The sequence below is a fragment of the Kribbella jiaozuonensis genome (assembly GCF_005233875.1).
GTDB lineage: Bacteria > Actinomycetota > Actinomycetes > Propionibacteriales > Kribbellaceae > Kribbella > Kribbella jiaozuonensis.
On record NZ_SZPZ01000004.1, the window covers coordinates 1,171,745 to 1,189,796 of the forward strand.

General features: G+C 68.0%; 18 protein-coding genes. 8 read left to right on the forward strand and 10 right to left on the reverse strand.

The window, feature by feature from the left end; translation table 11 throughout:
- Window positions 1–49: 49 nt before the first annotated feature.
- Entirely contained in the window at window positions 50–3,073 is a 3,024-nt protein-coding gene (locus tag FDA38_RS31575; protein WP_137257737.1) for a BTAD domain-containing putative transcriptional regulator, read from the reverse strand.
- Window positions 3,074–3,165: 92 nt separating this feature from the next.
- On the opposite strand from FDA38_RS31575, the gene FDA38_RS31580 reads away from it, so the two are divergent.
- The 4 genes from FDA38_RS31580 (at window position 3,166) to FDA38_RS31595 (ending at window position 5,598) form a co-directional block, all read left to right on the forward strand.
- Window positions 3,166–3,729, forward strand: a complete 564-nt coding sequence (locus FDA38_RS31580) for an NADPH-dependent FMN reductase (protein ID WP_137257738.1) — start codon at window positions 3,166–3,168, stop codon at window positions 3,727–3,729.
- A gap of 13 nt (window positions 3,730–3,742) precedes the next feature.
- Window positions 3,743–4,282 carry a dihydrofolate reductase family protein gene (locus tag FDA38_RS31585; RefSeq protein ID WP_137257739.1) on the forward strand — a complete coding sequence of 180 codons (540 nt, stop codon included), beginning with the start codon at window positions 3,743–3,745 and terminating at the stop codon, window positions 4,280–4,282.
- A 192-nt stretch (window positions 4,283–4,474) separates the two neighbouring features.
- The gene (locus FDA38_RS31590) at window positions 4,475–5,047 is read left to right on the forward strand and encodes a hypothetical protein (protein ID WP_137257740.1); all 573 of its coding nucleotides are present in this window, start codon (window positions 4,475–4,477) and stop codon (window positions 5,045–5,047) included.
- Entirely contained in the window at window positions 5,044–5,598 is a 555-nt protein-coding gene (locus tag FDA38_RS31595; protein WP_137257741.1) for a hypothetical protein, read from the forward strand. Before FDA38_RS31590 ends, FDA38_RS31595 begins: the two co-directional genes overlap by 4 nt.
- Window positions 5,599–5,646: 48 nt before the next feature.
- Here FDA38_RS31595 and FDA38_RS31600 read toward each other — a convergent pair whose 3' ends face one another.
- Entirely contained in the window at window positions 5,647–7,011 is a 1,365-nt protein-coding gene (locus FDA38_RS31600) for an FAD-binding oxidoreductase (RefSeq protein WP_137257742.1), read from the reverse strand.
- Window positions 7,012–7,277: 266 nt separating this feature from the next.
- On the opposite strand from FDA38_RS31600, the gene FDA38_RS31605 reads away from it, so the two are divergent.
- Window positions 7,278–7,829, forward strand: a complete 552-nt coding sequence (locus FDA38_RS31605; RefSeq protein ID WP_137257743.1) for a dihydrofolate reductase family protein — start codon at window positions 7,278–7,280, stop codon at window positions 7,827–7,829.
- Here FDA38_RS31605 and FDA38_RS31610 read toward each other — a convergent pair.
- The 4 genes from FDA38_RS31610 to FDA38_RS31625 are packed head-to-tail and all read right to left on the reverse strand — an operon-like array spanning window position 7,814 to window position 12,276.
- Window positions 7,814–8,476 carry a GntR family transcriptional regulator gene (locus FDA38_RS31610; protein WP_137257744.1) on the reverse strand — a complete coding sequence of 221 codons (663 nt, stop codon included), beginning with the start codon at window positions 8,474–8,476 and terminating at the stop codon, window positions 7,814–7,816. The two genes, FDA38_RS31605 and FDA38_RS31610, sit on opposite strands and share 16 nt — an antisense overlap.
- Before the next feature lie 9 nt (window positions 8,477–8,485).
- Window positions 8,486–9,400, reverse strand: a complete 915-nt coding sequence (locus FDA38_RS31615; protein WP_137257745.1) for a D-2-hydroxyacid dehydrogenase — start codon at window positions 9,398–9,400, stop codon at window positions 8,486–8,488.
- 12 nt (window positions 9,401–9,412) lie between these two features.
- Entirely contained in the window at window positions 9,413–10,261 is an 849-nt protein-coding gene (locus FDA38_RS31620) for a 2-hydroxy-3-oxopropionate reductase (protein WP_137257746.1), read from the reverse strand.
- Window positions 10,258–12,276: an alpha-amylase family protein gene (locus FDA38_RS31625; protein WP_137257747.1), complete on the reverse strand. Its 2,019-nt coding sequence runs from the start codon at window positions 12,274–12,276 to the stop codon at window positions 10,258–10,260. Before FDA38_RS31625 ends, FDA38_RS31620 begins: the two co-directional genes overlap by 4 nt.
- A gap of 59 nt (window positions 12,277–12,335) precedes the next feature.
- Between FDA38_RS31625 and FDA38_RS31630 the strand changes: the two genes are divergently transcribed.
- Window positions 12,336–13,127 carry a hydroxypyruvate isomerase family protein gene (locus tag FDA38_RS31630; protein WP_137257748.1) on the forward strand — a complete coding sequence of 264 codons (792 nt, stop codon included), beginning with the start codon at window positions 12,336–12,338 and terminating at the stop codon, window positions 13,125–13,127.
- On the opposite strand, the gene FDA38_RS31635 is transcribed toward FDA38_RS31630, so the two are convergent.
- Complete coding sequence (locus FDA38_RS31635; RefSeq protein WP_137257749.1) at window positions 13,102–14,016, reverse strand: LysR family transcriptional regulator; 915 nt, start codon at window positions 14,014–14,016, stop codon at window positions 13,102–13,104. The two genes, FDA38_RS31630 and FDA38_RS31635, sit on opposite strands and share 26 nt — an antisense overlap.
- Window positions 14,017–14,094: 78 nt before the next feature.
- Between FDA38_RS31635 and FDA38_RS31640 the strand changes: the two genes are divergently transcribed.
- Entirely contained in the window at window positions 14,095–15,000 is a 906-nt protein-coding gene (locus FDA38_RS31640; protein ID WP_137257750.1) for a DMT family transporter, read from the forward strand.
- On the forward strand, window positions 14,997–16,016 hold the full coding sequence (locus FDA38_RS31645; protein WP_233715035.1) for an alpha/beta hydrolase family protein: 1,020 nt from the start codon (window positions 14,997–14,999) through the stop codon (window positions 16,014–16,016). The genes FDA38_RS31640 and FDA38_RS31645 overlap by 4 nt, the downstream gene beginning before the upstream one ends.
- Here FDA38_RS31645 and FDA38_RS31650 read toward each other — a convergent pair.
- Genes FDA38_RS31650 through FDA38_RS31660 form a run of 3 tightly spaced genes read right to left on the reverse strand, consistent with a single transcriptional unit; the run spans window position 15,997 to window position 17,908 of the window.
- Window positions 15,997–16,833, reverse strand: coding sequence for a methyltransferase domain-containing protein (locus tag FDA38_RS31650; RefSeq protein ID WP_137257751.1), 837 nt, complete (start codon window positions 16,831–16,833; stop codon window positions 15,997–15,999). The genes FDA38_RS31645 and FDA38_RS31650 overlap by 20 nt on opposite strands.
- 47 nt (window positions 16,834–16,880) lie before the next feature.
- Window positions 16,881–17,567, reverse strand: coding sequence for a hypothetical protein (locus FDA38_RS31655; RefSeq protein WP_137257752.1), 687 nt, complete (start codon window positions 17,565–17,567; stop codon window positions 16,881–16,883).
- Complete coding sequence (locus FDA38_RS31660) at window positions 17,564–17,908, reverse strand: hypothetical protein (RefSeq protein ID WP_137257753.1); 345 nt, start codon at window positions 17,906–17,908, stop codon at window positions 17,564–17,566. Before FDA38_RS31660 ends, FDA38_RS31655 begins: the two co-directional genes overlap by 4 nt.
- Window positions 17,909–18,052 lie beyond the last annotated feature (144 nt).

An 18,052-nucleotide genomic window follows, 5' to 3' on the forward strand; every position in this document is an offset into this window, starting at 1 on the left:
TCGGGAGCAAAACTACTTCGGCAGGCAAATAATCTCAACTACAGAACATCTACTGGCGGACGAGCAGCTCGAAGGCTTGCACAGGACTCAGCGCAGCACCCCGCGCGTACGCCGCCTCGTACGCCGCCTCGCCCAGCACACCAGCGGCGGCGACCGCCCGATCGAGGTCCTCGGTCTCGGTCGCGGCCATCAGGTAGTTCTCCGACGCCCGCGTTGCGGCCGCAGAGCCCAGCAACACAGCTGCCAGGGTCTTGTCCGGGTGGCACGCGGCAATCCCCTCCAGCGCCCAGCACATCCCGCGCAGCGAGTCGAAGTCCACCGACACCTGGAACGCTTCCATGTGCAGCGCCAGCGCGTCCTCGAGCCGGCCCTGGAGCTCCCGGACGAACCCCAACTCCTCCAACACGATCGACAGATACAGGACCGACTCCTTCTGCAGACGCGCGGCATCGATCAACGCCTGCAACCGCTCCGAGGCCTCGTCCAATGCGCCCGTACGACGGGCCGCGAAGCCGAGCACGAGCTCTGCCAACGCCTGCGTCGAGCGCTGCCCCTGTTCGGTCGCCAGCCGCAGCGCGCGCTCGCCGTACGTCCGCGCCGACTCGTAGCGCGCCTGCCGGATCGACGTCCAGCCGAGCATGCCCAACGCGCTGGCGACCTCCGGCCATAGTCCGAGCTCCTCCGCGGCCTGCACGCCTTCGAGATGGAGCCGCTCCGCCTCGTCGAACTCACCGACAAGCTCAGCGTGCGCTCCGAACCAGCCTGTCGCCTGCAGCACACCCCACCGATCCCCCAGCGCTCGGAAGATCGTGATGCTCTCGCACGCGCTGTCGTAGAGGGCCGGCAGGTCCGCCCGCACATGCGCATGCTTCGCCCGCGCAGCCAGCACGGCCGCGACACCCCACTGGTCCTCGTCGGAGTCGAATCGCTTCAGCGCCCGGTCCAGCATCGCCTCGCACGTCGGAAGGTCTCCGGCGTCACTGGCAGCATTGGCGATCCACCACAGCCCCATCGCGTCTGCACCATCCACCCAGCGGTCCCGCTCCGCAGGGGCGTCAGGGTGGCCGAGCAAGTACATGTACCCGGCCCGCCACGCCCCAGCCCGAGCAGAGCCCGGCACAGCCTCCAGAGACCGCATGGCCTCAAGGTGACGCCCACGCAGGAACCAGTACCAGGCCAGCGCATCGACCAGCCGCTCAGCCAGGTCCAGCTGACCTGTGGCCACAGCTCGATCCAGTGCGGTCCGGAAGTTGGCGGAGTCCTCGTCCAGCAGCTGCAGCCACCGACTCTGCTCACCACCGAACAGTCCCGGCCGCGCAGCCTCGGCCAACGACACGTAGTACGACAAATGCCGCTGATGTGCAGACTCCAGCTCACCAGCAGCTCGCAGCTTGTCGACGCAGTACGCCGCGACCGACTCGAGCAACCGGAAGCGAGTCCCCTCCACTGGTACGACGAGCGACCTGTCGACCAACCGCACCAGCACATCCAGTACGTCGTCCTCACCACACACAGCAGCCGCCGCCTCCGCAGTACAGCCATCTGCGTGTACTGCGAGGCGCCGCAGGACGGACTGCTCTTCCGGAGCGAGCAGCTCCCAGCTCCAGTCGATCATCGCGTGCAGAGTCTGCTGTCGCGGCGCAGCGCCCCGATGACCCGTCGCCAGCAACCTGAACCGGTCATCCAGCCGCGCAACGAGACCACGTACGCCCAACGCACGCACCCGCGTTGCGGCGAGCTCCAACGCCAACGGGATCCCGTCCAGCCGCCGGCACAGCACTGCAACATCAGCCACGGTCTCGTCGGTCAGCGCAAAGCCACGTGACGCTGCAGCAGCACGAGTCACGAAGAGCTGCACCGCACTACACGCGCTAGCCTCCTGTGGGCGGAGCGAAGGCAGCGGCACCTCCAACGGGGGAACGCTCCACACGACCTCACCAGCCAGCCCGAGCGGCTCGCGGCTCGTTGCCAGCACGCGGAGCCCAGGGGCAGCCGCCAGCAACCGATCCGTCAACGCGGCAACGTCCTCGATCACCTGCTCGCAGTTGTCCAGGACCAGCAACCGCGAACCCATCACTGCGGCCAGTCTGTCGACCGCAGACGAGCCACCGGTGTCACGGAGATCCAGCGCGGCCTGTACGGCGTCAGTGAGCGAGTTCGCGACCGACAACGCATCAGGTGTGATCGCAGCCAGCTCGACCAGCACGACGCCGTCAGCGAACCGGTCTGCCGTGGCAGCCGCTGCAGCGAGGGCCAGCCGGGTCTTCCCCACTCCCCCGGGCCCCGTCAGCGTGACGAGGCGAGATTTCGCCAGACCGGCGTCAACGTCGGCGAGAGCGTCATCGCGACCGATCAGCTCGCTGAGCGCGGCCGGCAGGTTGTTGCGCGCATGCGGCAGGTCTTGCGTGAGGATCGACTGGTGGAGGGCGACCAGCTCAGGGCTGGGATCCAGACCGAGCTCATCGAGCAGCAGGTCGCGCAGCTCTGCATAGCTGTCCAGTGCCTCACTCTGACGGCCGGCACGATAGAGAGCCTTCATGTGCGCGGCCCGCAAGCCTTCGCGCAGCGGGTGCTCCTTGACGAGGGCTGCGAGATCCACGACCGGCAGATCTGCCTGTTCGAGCACAGTCAGTCGGAGATCCGTCAGCCGAGCCACGGCGGTCTCGACGAACGCGTTGTCCGCAAAATCGGCGTACGCCGGACCACGCCACAACGCCAGCGCTTCATCGAGCGAATTTGCGGCCACGAGCTCGCCGAAACGCAGTGCGTCGCAGTTGGCGTCGGACACCGACAACGAGTAGCCGGCCGGGCCGGACTGCACCAGCGAGCGGCTGCCGGGCTCCGCGTCCTCGAAAGCCCGTCGCAGCTGGGACACCTTCGCGGACAGCGTCCCGGCCGGGTTGCCGGGCACGTTGGAGCCCCACAGGTCGTCGATGAGGCGGTCCGCCGGCACCGGGCGACCCTCATGGACAAGCAGGTCAGCCAGCAGTGCACGCACCTTGAGGCCCTGGACGACCACGGGCTCCCCCGCGTCCGTCCACGCCGTCACCGGTCCGAGCACCCCGAAACGCATGAGGGCACCCTATTCCGGCCCGGCTGAAAGAACCGGAAAGAAACCGTAAACGCCTTCCGGCAGAGTCTTCACCAGACGGAAGGAGGCAGGAAATGCGACTGGCAGTGATCATCGGCAGCACCCGGAGTGGCCGGTTCGGACCGACCGTGGCGCACTGGCTGGCGCAGCAAGCAGCCAAGCAGTTCGAGGTCGACCTCCTCGACCTCAAGGCCGCGGACCTCCCGACGACCCTGCCGGACACCGACGACGAGACGCCGGCACAGGTCGCCGTACTGGCTCCGAGGCTGGCTGCGGCGGATGCGTTCGCCGTCGTCACTCCGGAGATCAACTGCAGCTTCCCGGCGTCACTGAAGACCGCACTGGACTGGTACTACGAGGAGTGGCACGCCAAGCCCGTCGCGATCATCAGCTACGGCCGGGAGAGCGGCGGCTGCTACGCCACTGCTCAGCTGCGGCAGGTCTTTACCGAACTCCAGGCCGTCACGATTCGCAACACCGTCTCACTGCCCTGCTACTGGGAGCAGTTCACCGCCGACGGCGGCTGGCCCAAGCCTGCCGCCGGTTACGAGGCACAAGCCAAACTCATGCTCGACCAGCTCGTCTGGTGGGCCGAAGCACTCCAGGACGCCCGCACGCGGCGTCCGTACAAACACTGAAAGGGACAGACCCATGAGGAAGCTGATCGAATCCACGTTCATCACGCTCAACGGCGTCATCGAGAAGCCGCAGCGCTGGAGCCCGCCGTACTGGGACGACGAGCACGCGGCGTACTCGCAAGGCCTGATGGAGGGCGTCGACGCCCAGGTGCTCGGCCGCGTCACGTACGAAGGCTTCGCCGACGCGTGGATGCAGCGCGGCGGGGACCCGTTCACCGACCACTTCAACGCGATGCCGAAGTACGTCGCGACTCGCACGCTGACCGAGTGGAAGTGGAACGCCCAGCCGCTCGAGGGTGACGTGGCCGAGGCAGTCCGCCGGCTCAAGGAGGAGGACGGCGGCGACCTGATCAAGTACGGGACCGGGTCGTTCTCGAAGACGCTGCTGGAGAACAAGCTCGTCGACGAGTACCACTTCTGGATCTTCCCGGTGGTGGCCGACGGCGCGAACATGTTCCGCGGCGACAACATCGACCTCACCCACCTCGAACTGCTCGGTACGACGACATTCAAGTCCGGCATCGTCGTCCACAAGCTCGGGCCGAAGGCCTGACCCGGCGTTCCTTCCGGCCCGCACACCTCGACAAAGGTGTGCGGGCCGGACGCTTGTTTGCGCATGGCCTGGGTACCGGACGGTGCACGGGGGGATGTGAGGCGGCGCTGGGGACCGTCTGCCCGGGGGTCTCTGCGATCGCTGCGCCATGCGCGGTCGCGGGCCCGTTCAGCCAATCGCACTGGAGTTCTGATGGGTACCGTCCTGACCATCGTGATCATCGTCGTCGTGGTACTCGCGGCGGTGGCGCTGTTGTTCATGTATCAGCGCAGACGTTCGGGTGAACTGCAACAGCGGTTCGGCCCGGAGTACGAGCGCACTGTCGAGGAGTCGGGTGACCGGCGCGGCGCGGAACGTGAACTGCGCAGCCGGGAACGGCGCGTGTCGAAGCTCGACATCACGCCGCTGAGCCCTGGATCCGCGAGCGCTTATGAGGCGGAGTGGGCCGAGGTACGGCAGAGCTTCGTCGATCGTCCGGCCGGTGCGGTCGCGGACGCCGATCGCCTTGTCCTGCGGATGATGCGCGAGTCCGGCTACCCGGTGGACGAGTTCGACCAGCGGGTCAACGACATCTCGGTCGAGCACCCGGAGGTGGCGGCGCACTACCGCGACGCACACCGGGTCGCCGTCGCCGATTCCCGGGGTGAGGCGGGCACCGAAGACCTGCGCCAGGCGGTCACCGCCTACGGCCAACTGGTCGACGCTTTGCTGCACGACAGCACGGACCGCCACACCCGACCGACCAGCGCTGAGGAGCAAGCATGACCACGTCAGACGACCGCCGCTACGACACCGACCTCGACTCCGCCGCCAACAACTCCGCCCTGAACGACCGCGTGCCCGAAGACGACCGCCTCGCCGACGACCGGGTGGCTGATGACCGCCTGGCCGACGACCGCGTGATGGACGACCGGGTGGCCGACGACCGCGTGGCTGATGAGCGCGTGGCTGATGACCGCGTGGCTGATGAGCGTGTGGCTGATGACCGCGTCGCTGATGACCGCGTGGCGGATCGTGCGGACAGCGGTATGACGGCGACGCCGGCGGCCGACGAGCCGTTGGTGGCCGAGGAATCGGTGGTCGACTACCGCGCCCGCTGGGAGGTCATCCAGCAAGGGTTCGTCGACGACCCGCGGAAGGCCGTCACCGAAGCCGACACGCTGGTCGACGACGTACTGAAGAACCTGTCGGACAGCTTCGAGCGCCAGCACCAGGGCCTCGAGCAGCAGTGGTCCGGCGGCGAGCCGTCGACCGAGGACCTGCGCTCGGCGCTCCAGCGCTACCGCGCCTTCTTCCAGCGCCTCCTGACCCTCTGAGACAACTATCGGGGTGCGGCCGACGACGGCCGCACCCCGTTCAGTTGCCTAGGGCGCGATGTTCTGGTTGAGATGGAACACGTTGGCCGGGTCGTACTTGCGCTTGACCTCGACCAGCCGGTCGTAGTTCTGCCGGTAGTTCTCCCGGATCCGCCCCTGGTCGTCCTCGGCCATGAAGTTGATGTACCCGCCGGCCTCGGAGTGCGGCGCCACGTCGTCGTAGTACGAGCGCACCCATTCGATCCCGGCCTCGTTCTGCGCCGGGTCCGGCCACATGCCGGCGATCACCGTGGCGAAGTTCGCGTCGCGATAGGCGAACGCGGTCCCGTCCGGTGTGACCCGGTGGCAGGCGCCGTTGATCGGGTAGATGTGCACGGTCGAGTTCACCGCGGGGAGACCGGGCGCGTGCCGCAGGTGCGCCTGGATCGCCTCGTCGGTCAGCTCGGTGACGAAGTTCGCCTTCCAGTAGTGCTGCAGGCCGGGCGGCACCAGCGCGTCGAACGCACCGTTCAGTGCCGGGTACGGCATCGGTCCGACATGCTCGGCCATCACCGGCGCGAACTCGCGGAACTTCGAGATCTGCGATTCGCCCTCCTCGAGGTCGCCGGCCCAGCAGCCGACGATCGCGGCGAACGGCTCACCGTGCCGGTTCTCCGGGATGAACGGCAGCGGCGGCGCGATCTGGAACGCCGGGAACCCGCCCAACTGCTCCGGCGCGTCCTTGATCAGCTCCCGGAACCCCGTGAGTACGGCGGCCGCATCGGACATCTCGAAGAACATCGGGCCGCCATAGATCATCGACACCGGCGCCAACCGGAACTCGAGCGCGGTCACGACACCGAAGTTGCCGCCACCACCCCGCAGCGCCCAGAACAGGTCGTCGTTCTCCTTCTCGCTCGCGATCAGGAACTTCCCGTCCGCGGTCACCACGTCGGCCGAGATCAGGTTGTCGCAGGACAACCCGAGCCCGCGGGCCAGGTACCCGATCCCGCCGCCGAGCGTCAGTCCGCCGACGCCGGTGGTCGAGATGATGCCGCCTGTCGTCGCCAGCCCGAACGCGTGCGTCGCCGCGTTGAAGTCGCCCCACGTCGCACCCCCGCCGGCTCGCGCGGTCCGGTTCACCGGATCGACGCGTACGTTGCGCATCCCGCTCAGGTCGATGACGACACCGTCATCGACCGTGCCGAACCCCGGCACGCTGTGTCCGCCGCCGCGCACCGAAAGTTCCAGATTCTCGGTACGGGCGTAGTCGATGGCCGTCATCACGTCGCCGGCGTTCTCACACCGGACGATCACCTGCGGCCGCTTGTCATGCATCCAGTTGTTGACGCGGCGCGCCGCGTCGTACCCGTCGTCACCTGCTGTGAAGACCTGTCCTCTGGTGTTTTCCCGCAGGTCCTCTATCGCACTCATGTCCGCTCCCCGAACTGTCGCCTGTCGCAGATCGGCGCGCGTATGCACCACACATACGCCACCGCGCAGACCGGTCATCACCGCCGGGAGCAGCGCGAAAATTCTCTCCCCAGAGAGCGACTGAACCCCCGACGGGCACCCGGCCCTCCCCCAGACCCCGCCCGTTCACCCACGACCTTCCCAAGCCGGATCGGTTTCGTCAATCCCATTGTCAAAGCCGAGCAGCCGGTTCCGACCAGGAGGTAAACCAACACCCGGAGGACATCATGCGGAAGATCATGTACTACGTGCACCAGTCGCTCGACGGCTTCATCGAAGGCCCGAACGGCGAGTTCGACTGGGCCGAGCTCGGGCCGGAGCTGGGCGACTACTCGATGAGCCTGACCGAGCGCGCCGACCTGTTCCTGTACGGGCGGACGGTCTGGACCATGATGTCGTCGTACTGGCCGAACGCCGAGTCGATGAACCCGGACGAGCACGCGATCCAGTTCGCACCGGTCTGGCGCAGTACTCCGAAGGTCGTGCTCTCGACGACCCTGGAGAGCGCCGACTGGGACACCCGGATCGTCCGGAAGGCCGAGGAGATCCGCGCGATCAAGGAGGAGCCGGGCAAGGACATCCTGCTCACCGGCAGCGCGAGCGTCGCCGCCGCGCTGACCGAGCTCGGGTTGCTCGACGAGTACCACGTGATCGTGCACCCGGTGATCCTCGGCGGCGGCAAGCCCGTCTACCAGCCGACCGAGCGCCGCAGTCGCCGCCTGGCGGACACTCGATCGTTCGACAACCGGACTGTGTTGCTTCGTCACGACCTCGTCTGAGGCAGCGTGCTGAGAAGACGAGCTTCAGCTTGCTCGAGGTGGTGTGCCAGGTGGCCGGCGGCCGCGGCCGCGTCGCCGGCCGCGATGGCTTCCAGTACGGCGGCATGCTCGGAGGCGACCGTCGACGGCTCGACCTTCCGGTGGGCCTTGTACTGGCCCATCGAAAGCTGCACCTCGCCGATGATCAGCTCGTGCATGCGCATGAGCCGTCGACTTCCGACCGCGGCAACCAGGGCCGTATGGAACATGATGTCCGCGTCGACCTGGTTCTCGAACAGGCGGTCGCGCGCGGCGTACTCGATCGCGACCTGGGCCCGCGCCGCGTCGGCCGGCACCTCACCGGTCGCGGCGAGCGCGGACACTGCCGCCTTCTCGATCGTGATCCGGCTGAAGAACAGATCCCGGATCTCGGCCTCGTCGAGCACCGGGACGACCGCGGTCTTGTGCGCCGTCCGCCGCAGCAGCCCGAGCGCCGTGAGCCGCTCGAGCGCAGCCTTGGCGGTCGGCCTGGCCACGTTGTACTCCGTGGCCAGCCGGACCTCGGTGAGCTTCTCCCCCTGCGGGATCTCGCCGTTCACGATGCGCTTGCGGATCGACTCGTAGAGTGCGTCGGTCAGCGAGGACGGCCCGAGCTCGAGATGAACCATCAGACCACCTTAGTAACCCGCAACCTTGTCAACGATGTTGTGCAACGGCTCGCCCGCGACGAACCGGCGGATGTTCTCGGCAACGATCTCCCGCGAGCGGCGAAGATTGCCGTCGCTGGTGGCGCCGTTGTGCGGCGTGACGATGACGTTCGGCAGCGACCAGAACGGGCTCTCCGGCGGCAACGGCTCCACGCCGTGCGCATCCAGACCGGCACCGGCGATCTGCCCCGTCCGCAACGCCTCCAGCAACGCGTCGTCGTCCGCGATCCCGCCGCGCGAGATGCAGATGAAGTACGCCGACGACTTCATCCGCGCGAACGCGTCCCGGTCGAACACCCCGGCGGTCGTCGGCGTCCGCGGTACGGTCACGACCACGAAGTCGGATTCGGCCAGCAACTGATCGAGGTCGCACAGCTCATCGACGTACGGCGACGGCTGGTCCGGGCGACGCCGTACGCCGAGCGTCCGCATGTGGAACGCCTTCGCCTTCTGCGCAAGGTCGAGGCCCGAGTTGCCGAGACCGTAGATGCCGACCGTGCGCCCGACGAGCTCGGCGTGCCGGTAGTGGTCCCAGCGGTGCTCGGCCTGCGCCCGCATCCACCGCGGTACGTCGCGGCTCAGCATGAGCATCAGCAACATCGAGTGCTCGGCCAGCGGGATCCCGCCGTTCCCGGCGCTCGACGTCAGGACGACCGACGACGCACGCATCTGCGGCGTCAGGTCGGAGTCCACGCCGGCCGACGGGCTGTGCACCCAGCGCAGCTTCGGCGCCTTCGCCAGCACGTCCGGCGACACATGCGCGACCACCGCCTCCATCTCGCCGAAGACGTCCGCGGCGTCGTCGAGCGAGTCGACGAACCGGATCCGCGTGCCCCCGGCCGCTTCGACGTACGCCGGTGATTCTTTGCCAACGACAACAATCATCAGCTCATATCCTCAGATCTTGTCCCGGCGCAATGTCCGATAGAGCGCCGAGTGGTCCAGTTCCCCGTCCCCGTCCGCGATCGCCGCGCTCATCAACTGCTGCGTGGCCGCGGTGTTGGGCAGGGCAAGATCGAGCTCCGCCGCGGCCTGGATCGCGAGCCCGAGATCCTTACGGTGCAGGCGGATCCGGAAGCCGGGCTCGAAGGTCTCCGCGATCATCCGCTCGCCGTGCACCTCGAGGATCCGCGAACTAGCGAACCCACCCATCAGCGCCTGCCGGACCACCGCCGGATCCGCCCCCGCCCGCTCCGCGAACAGCAACCCCTCGGCCACCGCTTCGATGGTCAGCCCGACGATGATCTGGTTCGCGACCTTCGCGGTCTGCCCCGCACCAGGGCCGCCGATCAGCGTGATGTTCTGCCCGAGCACGTCGAAGAGCGGCTGCGCCCGTTCGAACACCTCGGGCCGTCCGCCGACCATGATCGTCAGCGTCCCGCTCCGCGCGCCGAGCTCGCCACCGGACACCGGCGCGTCGAGGTACTCGCAGCCGAGCTTCTCGATCAGCTCGGCGAACCCGATCGTCGCGGTCGGCGAGATCGAGCTCATGTCGATCACCAGCGAACCCGCCTGCAGTCCCTCGGCCACCCCGGCCGGCGCGAACAGAACCGACTCGACGTCGGGCGTGTCCGGCACCATCAGGATCACGACCTCGGACCGCTCGGCCACCTCCTTCGCCGAACTGCACACGTACGCGTCGACCTCGGTCCGGCCGCGGTAGACCGACAGCTCGTGGCCCGCAGCAATCAAATTGTCGACCATCGGACGACCCATCACGCCAAGGCCGACGAACCCGATCCTCATGCCTCACTCCAATCAACGTGCACGACTTCGAGCAGTCCCGCCGTCGGGATCACGATCTCCACCCGTCCGTCGACCACGTTCGGTACGACGTCGACCCCGGCGACGAGCAGCCGTACCTTCACCCGATCCGTGGGTACGGCGATCGACACGGACTGCGGCGGTAACGGCAACGTCTCCCGGATCGGTCCGCGCATCGCCATCGGGTTCGAAAGGTTGACCAAGGCAACCGCCGTACCGGAAGCACCTGTGTAGACGGCGATATCCACCAACCCCGCGCCTTGTACGGTCACGTCCGGCGTCTTCCCGAGTGCCCAGGAGACGGCATTCGCGATCAGCAGCCCATGATCGGATTGCAGCGCCTCCCAGAAGATCGCGCCGATATTGAACGGGAAATACACCGTCCGGCCACCGGCAGCGTTCTCCGTGCAAACCACCGCGGGCTTGTCCGGAGCCTCCCGCTGATAGACCTCCTCCATCGGCAGATCCGGGAAGTCCGGGATGAACCGGAACGGCGCCGCCTCCTCGCTTGCCACCCCGATGATGTGGGTCCCGCCAATGATTCGCGTCGCACCGTCGAAGCCTGCGTTCAACGGATGCGCATCCATCAGCGCGATGTAGTTGTTCTGCACGCGGCGACTCGGCTCCGCCAGGCCGATCCCGAGCACGTCCCCCAGCCCGAAGTCGGTCCGCTTGGACCCGTTCTCGTCGTACAGCGAGCTCTGGTACGCCGCGACCAGCGACCCGCCGCCCTCGACGTACGAACGCAGTACCGCGCACTGCTCGTCGCTCAACCGCTCGGCGTTCGCGAGTACGACGACCTTGAACGCGCGCAGGCGTTCCAGCGACATGACCTTGTCGGAGACGAACTCGAACGGGAGCCGCGCCTCGACCAGCGCCTGGTAGAACCCGTCCTCGTGATCGTTGCCGCCGCTGTCGAGCAACGCGATCTCAGCGGTGATCCGCAGATCACGCAGGACCGGCTCGACCGTCGCGTGCAGGTTGAAAGCCTCGACAACCGGCTCGACCCAGCGATCGTCCTGGATGGTCGCGTTGAACTTCGTGAACCACGGCAGCGCACCCTGCGCGAACCCGTCGACGATCCACGTCTTCGTCTCCTCGACCGGCGCGACCGAGTCCTTCCAGCGGTACTGGTGCTCCGGCCCGACCGAGGTGATCAGCTGCACCGGCCGATCCGGATACACCCCACGATTCCGCTTGCCGGCCCGGCCCGCACCCCATGGCGCCTCGATCCCGTGCCGGCCTTGTTTGTCGACGATGAACAACGGCGACACTGGCTCGGCCAGGTCACCGGCGAGATCGCGCGCCGCGAGTGCGCCCAGGTTCGGCACGAACCGCGCGTGCGGCCGGAGATCCCGGACCGCTTGATCCCAGATCCCGACCAGTTCACCCAGTCGCCGATGCCGCCAACTGACGTACTCCGGCCAGCCGTCGCCGTGCTCCTCGAGCGGCAACTCCAGACCGCACTCGTCGCGGAACGACTTGCGGGCGCCCTCGCTGTACGAGATCCCGCCGTACCCCTCCCACCGGTTCGCGAAGACCGCATCCACGTCGTACTCGCGGACGATCTCGCGGATCACCTCGGTGAGGAACTCTCGGTGGTGCGGCGTGAACGCGCACGTCAGCCAGACGCCCGGGTACGCCCAGTGCTCGATCGGGTTGCCGCCGCGGTCGCGGGCCAGCCATTCGGGGTGCGCCTCGGCCGCGTCGGCGTGGATCGCGTGCGGGTCGACCCGGGCCATGACGGTCATACCGAGACTGCGGGCGCCCTCGACGAGCGTGCCGAAGGGGTCGGTGTCGGCGAGGAACTTGCTGCGGTAGTGGTACTCGAGCTGCGTCGGGTAGTAGGCGACGTACCCGCCGGCGCTGATGCAGGTCGCGTTCGACTTGCTGTCGCGCATCAGCTGCAGCCAGAAGGCCGCGTCGAAGTGTGCGGGATCGTCCTCGGCCAGGGTGATCTGAGCCCAGCGGGTGGCGGTCCGAGCCCAGTTGTCCATGAGAGAAGATTGTTAGACAAGAATGCACGCCTGGCAAGAGCTGGTGTTAGCCTCGCACGATGGAGTATCGCGGCCACGAGCTGAGCGCGAACGTGTCGATGCTGTTCACCGAGCTGCCGTATCCGGAGCGATTCGCGGCGGCCGCACAGGCCGGATTCCGGGTCGTGGAGTCGTGGTGGCCGTTCGCCGTACCGGATCCGTCGGCGGCCGAGATCGACGACTTCGTGCGGACGGTGCGAGGCGCCGGGGTGACGTTGGGTGCGTTGAACTTCTACGGCGGGGACATCGCGGGCGGCGAGCGTGGGGTCGCGTCGCACCCGGATCGGCAGGAGGAGCTCGCGGCCAACGTTTCGGCGATGGTCGGGATCGCCGAAAGGACCGGATGCCGGTTGTTCAACCTGCTCTACGGGCAGCTCGATGATCGCTGGTTGCCGGACGAGCAGGCCAAGACGGCATTGGACGCGATCCGCTCCGCGGCCGCGGGTGTCGGCGCGCTGGGCGGGACGGTGTTGATCGAGCCGCTGACCGAGGGATTGAACGGTCGCTATCCGCTGCTCACCGCCGACGACGTGCTGGCGGTCATTCGTGGCGTGGACGCCGACAATCTGTCGCTGCTGTTCGACACGTTCCACCTCGGCAGCAACGGCGTCGACCTCCTTGCGACCGCGGCTTCGGTCCCGGTCGCGCACGTCCAACTCGCCGACAGCCCTGGCCGCGGCGAGCCCGGCTCCGGGTCGCTGCCGATCGCGGCGACGCTCGACGCGTTGAAGGCGGCCGGCTATCAGGGCGTCGCGGCCTGCGAGTACAAGCCGACGACGGACACCCTCACCAGTCTGGCGTGGCTCGACTAGCCGCCTCGGTCAGCGCATCCGCAACCGCTGCTACCGCAGGGGTTCTGGTACGACGGGTCAGCAGGAAGACGGCTCGTCCGACAGCTCCTTCGGCCGGCAGTCGTACGGCGACACCGGGCGCACCCTGGCCGATCACCAGATCCGGCAGCAACGCGCCGGCGCCCGTCGTACGGACGAGTTCGAGCAGGATCAGGAAGTCGTCGGAGCTGTAGCGGAGATCGGGCTCGAACCCACCGAGCTCGCGGCACACGCGGACGTGCATCTCGCGATGCCCGGTCCCTAGTTGGCACGCCGCCCAAGGCAGGTCGGCGAGGTCAGCGATCGGGACCCGATCGGCCGCGGCCGACGGATGGTCCTCCGGCAGTACGACGCGGATGTGTTCGCGAAGCAGATGTTCGCGCAGGAGATCCGTGTGTACGGCGCGCGGCTGGCCGTCGTACTCGTCGCCGACCATCACGTCCAACTGCTGCAGACGAAGCGCGGGCGCGGCCTGCTCGACCTCGAGCTCGGCGGCCTCGACGCGGATGTCGGGGTGTGCCTCCGCGAGGCTGCGAATGGCCGGCGCGACGACGCGGATGAACGCGGACTGGAACGCCCCGATCCGGACCACGCCGGCGACTCGACCCGCGGCGACTGCGGCCAGCTCCGCCTCGGCCGCCTCGACGCCGTCGAGGAGCGTGGTCGCGTGCCGGACCAGGACCTGGCCCGCGGCGGTGAGCCTGACGTTGCGGCCGACGCGTTCGAGTAACGGCGTACCGGCCTCGCGCTCCAGGACGGCCAATTGCTGGGAGATCGCGCTGGGCGAGTACCCGAGCGCGCGGGCCGCGCCGTGGACCGTGCCGCGGCCGTGGACCTCGCGCAACAGGCGCAGCCGATGCAGATCCATCATTCGTTCAGCTTAGCTTCACAATGCTGTCCGTGAAGCCGCGATGGACGTGAACGGTCCACTCGTCCGACCATCGATGTCGTGGGACGCCTTTTCTGCCTTCTTTCCGCCGCCGCCTTCGGAGTCATGGCCGTGTTCGGCAAGCTCGCGTACGACGCGGGCGTTTCGGTCGATGCGCTGTTGCTCGTCCGTTTCGGCCTCGCCGGCGGGCTGTTGCTGATCGTTGCGCTCGCTCGCGGTTCACTGCGCAATCTGCCGCGACGGGCTGTGCTGACCGGGTTGGGCATGGGTGTGTTCGGCTACGCCGCCCAGTCCGGGCTCTACTTCTCTGCGCTCGCCCGGATGGACGCGTCGCTGGTCGCGTTGATCCTGTACCTGTACCCGATCCTGGTGATGGCCGCCGCGATCGCGCTGCGGCGGGAGCGGGCATCGCGCCGACGGGTGTGGGCGTTGGCGATCGCGCTGGTCGGGATCGGATTGGTGCTGAGCGGCGCGCTGGCCGGCCGGTTCGATGTGGTGGGTGTGCTGCTGGCGTTGGGAGCACCAATCGTTTACACCGGGTACATCCTGGTGGGCGATTCGCTGACGGCCGACGTACCGCCGCTGGCGTTGACCGCGCTGGTGTGCACCGGGGCCTTCGGCACCTTTCTGGTCCTCGGGCTCTTCCGGGGAGTCGACCTGGGCTTCGCGCCGGTGGGGTGGCTGTGGCTGGCGGCGGTGGCGTTGATCAGTACGGTCGCCGCGATCCTGCTGTTCTTCGCGGGGATGGCGCGGGTCGGTCCGTCGGTCGCGTCGATCCTGTCGATCTTCGAGCCGGTCGTGACGGTCGCCTCGGCGGCTCTGGTGTTCGGCGAGAAGCTCAGCGCGACGCAGTGGATCGGCGGCGCGCTGGTGCTGTCCGCCGTACTCATCGTCCAGTGGCGGCCCCAATCGTTGCCGGAACTTTCGCGGACTTCACCGAAGGCCACGGCAGACTTGACGGTATGAGCCGGATGGCGTGGGCGGGAGTCGTCGCGTTCGTGACGACGACCGCGATCGGCTGCACCACCGACGACGCGGTACCCCCTGCGCCGCCTTCGACCGCGACCTCCCCGACGCCCACCACGTCATCCGTCTCCACTCCCCCGCCCTCAACGCCTCGGCCCAATCCGGTTTCCTTGCAAGCGTTGATGGCCAAGAAGTACAACGGCGGCGCATTGAAGTTGGACCGGGTGCTCGCCCGCAACTCGGCGTACACCCGCTACCACGTCACCTACCGCAGCGGTTCATTGACGATCTCCGGCATCATGAACGTCCCGGCGACCCCGGGCCATCATCCGGCGCTCGTCCTGAACCACGGCTACATCGATCCCGCCGTCTACACGAACGGCCGCGGCCTCATGCGCGAGCAGGACTACCTCGCGCGTCGTGGGTACGTCGTCCTGCACACCGACTACCGCAACCACGCGGAGTCCTCGAAGGACCCGAACGCCGAGCTCACCCTCCGCCTCGGCTACACCGAGGACGCCATCAACGCGGTCCTCGCGCTGAAGACCTCGCCGTCCGTCGATCCCGCGCGGATCGGCATGCTCGGGCGATCGATGGGCGGCGGCGTCACGTACAACACGCTCGTCGCCCAACCAGGGTTGGTGAAAGCCGCCGTCGTGTTCGCGCCGGTGAGCTCGGACGCCGCCGACAACTTCAACCGCTGGACCCGACCGGAGCGCCCGCTCGCCGCCCAACTCCTGCGCCGGTACGGCGAACCGTCACGCAATCCGACGTTCTGGCGGAACCTGTCCGCGGTGAACTTCTTCGACCGGGTGACCGAACCGGTCCTGGTCCATCACGGCGAGTCCGACTCGACCTGCCCGATCGCCTGGTCGCGTGAGAGCGTCGCCGCGCTGAAGGCGGCCGGGAAGAACGCGACGCTCTACACCTATCCCGGTGAGGAGCACGCGTTCGGCCCGGCCTGGCCGACCTCGATGGCGAGGACGGTCACGTTCTTCAAACAGCACGGGGTTTGATCGCGCTGACGGCGTGCATCGTCAGCGACATGTGGAAGGCGCCACGATCGGCTGCTTCGCCGAGAGTCTTCGCGAACGCTTCGGCCTCTTCCGGTGTGATCACGCCAGCCTGCAACGAGGTCAGATGCATCATGCCGACGAATCCTTGCCGCGCGCCGGCCTGCGGTTCGAGCCACGTCGCGGCGGTCTCGCCGGTGATCTCGAGGCCTGCGTCGGCGAGCAGTCCGCGCAGTTGGCGGCCGGAGTACGGGTTCGCGGATTCGCGGAGGAAGTAGTCGACCATCCGCTGCAGTACGTCGGGATCGGCCGGGTGGATGATCGCCGTACCCCAGTCGGTGTCGATCAGCGCGATCCGGCCGCCGGGCCGCAGTACTCGCGTCATCTCCTGCACGACCACGGCGGGATCGTCGACGTGCTGCAGGACTCGCTCGGAGCGCAGTACGTCGACCGACTCGTCCTCGAAGGGCAGCGCCTCGGCGTGGCCGTCGACGTACTCGACGTCGGCGCCTGCTGCCCGTCGTACCGCCTCGGCTCGCAGGCCGGGGCTGGGCTCTACCCCGATCGCTCGGGCGCCCAGCTCGTGGAGTGCGACGACGTCCTCGCCGGTGCCCGAGCCGACGTCGACTGCGGTCTCGCCGGCCGTTGGTGCGAGCTGGTCGAGTGCCCACGATTTCAACGAGCGTACGGCGGGCCGGGCCGCCATCTGGTCCAGGATGAACGCCTGGCGGTCGACGTTCTGCTCGGCCACGTGCGCGGCCTTGAAACTGCCGCGCTCGGTGACGAACCCCGTCCCGCCCGGCACTTCGGTTTCGGTCATGCTGATCTCCCCCTATCAGTACGCCCGAGCGTAGCGCCGGGCAGGTCTCATGGAAGTGGTTGCCACTCGTTGTCGCGCATCCGGAGGATCGCCCACCCCACCGCGGCGAATCCGGCGGCCTCGAGGCCCCAGCCGATCAGGTCGAGCGTGTGACTGCTGACGACGACCGCGGCCACGAAGTGGATCGGCTGCGAGACCATCACCGCGACCGCGGCCCAGCGCGGACCGACGTGTGAGCGCCACATCGCGATGCCGAGCAGGATCGTGCCGAGGACGTGTCCGATCACGAACACGAAGCCGGCCAGGTTCATCGAGCCGTGCGTGATGTCGGCGGCCTTCGCGATCGACGCCGGGTCGAGTCCCGCCGTACCCGCGGACCAGGTGAACACGTCACTCGACGCCGTCCACGGCAGGGACAGGTACCCCGCGACCATCAGGACCACCGCGACCGCGGTCAGCCACGGCGTACTGCGACGCGTCAGCCGGCCGACGAAGTACACGCCGGGCACGAGCGTCAGGAACGCGATGTAGCCGAGCCACAGCACGAACGAACTGCGATCGAGATTGCCGACGATCTTGTTGACGATCGTCGGTACGTCGTCAGTCGTGTTGTACGGCAGGAAGTAGCGGAGCAGAGCCAACGCTGCCGGCCCGATCGGCAGGATCAGTGCGGCCGACCATCGCCACAGCGGGCGGATGTCTGCGTGCGTCGCCGGCGTGATTGTCTGCGTCATCGCGCACCTGCCAACTCACGCCGCGGCAGCAGCACCGCTACTACACCGACGATCGTCGCCCCGACTCCGACACCGGCCGCGACAACCGCAGCTGCAGGTACGTCGGAGGCGAAGAATGCCGGCACCGCCAGCAGCGCGGACGCGATCCGCAGAGTGATCAGCGGAGCGAGCGCCCACCGCTTCCCGCGCCACGCGAGTCCCACCAGCACCAGGCTGAGCAGCCCGATCACGGCCGAACCGATCGCGATGCTCATCGGCGGGTGATCCCCGTCCGTCGTCAGCGGCGTGGACAGATCCGCCACGCCCAGCAGTCCGAGCAGAACCAACCCGAACTTGTTCATCTCAGTACCCCCTCATCAGGTGTTTCCGACTGCCCAACCGTCGCTCGCCGGGCGGGGTGCGGGCCTGGGGATGCGCTCCCTGCGGCTCGGGCGGTTCCCCGGTCCGACCGGGACCGCGATCCCGAGACGCCGGGAACCCTTTTG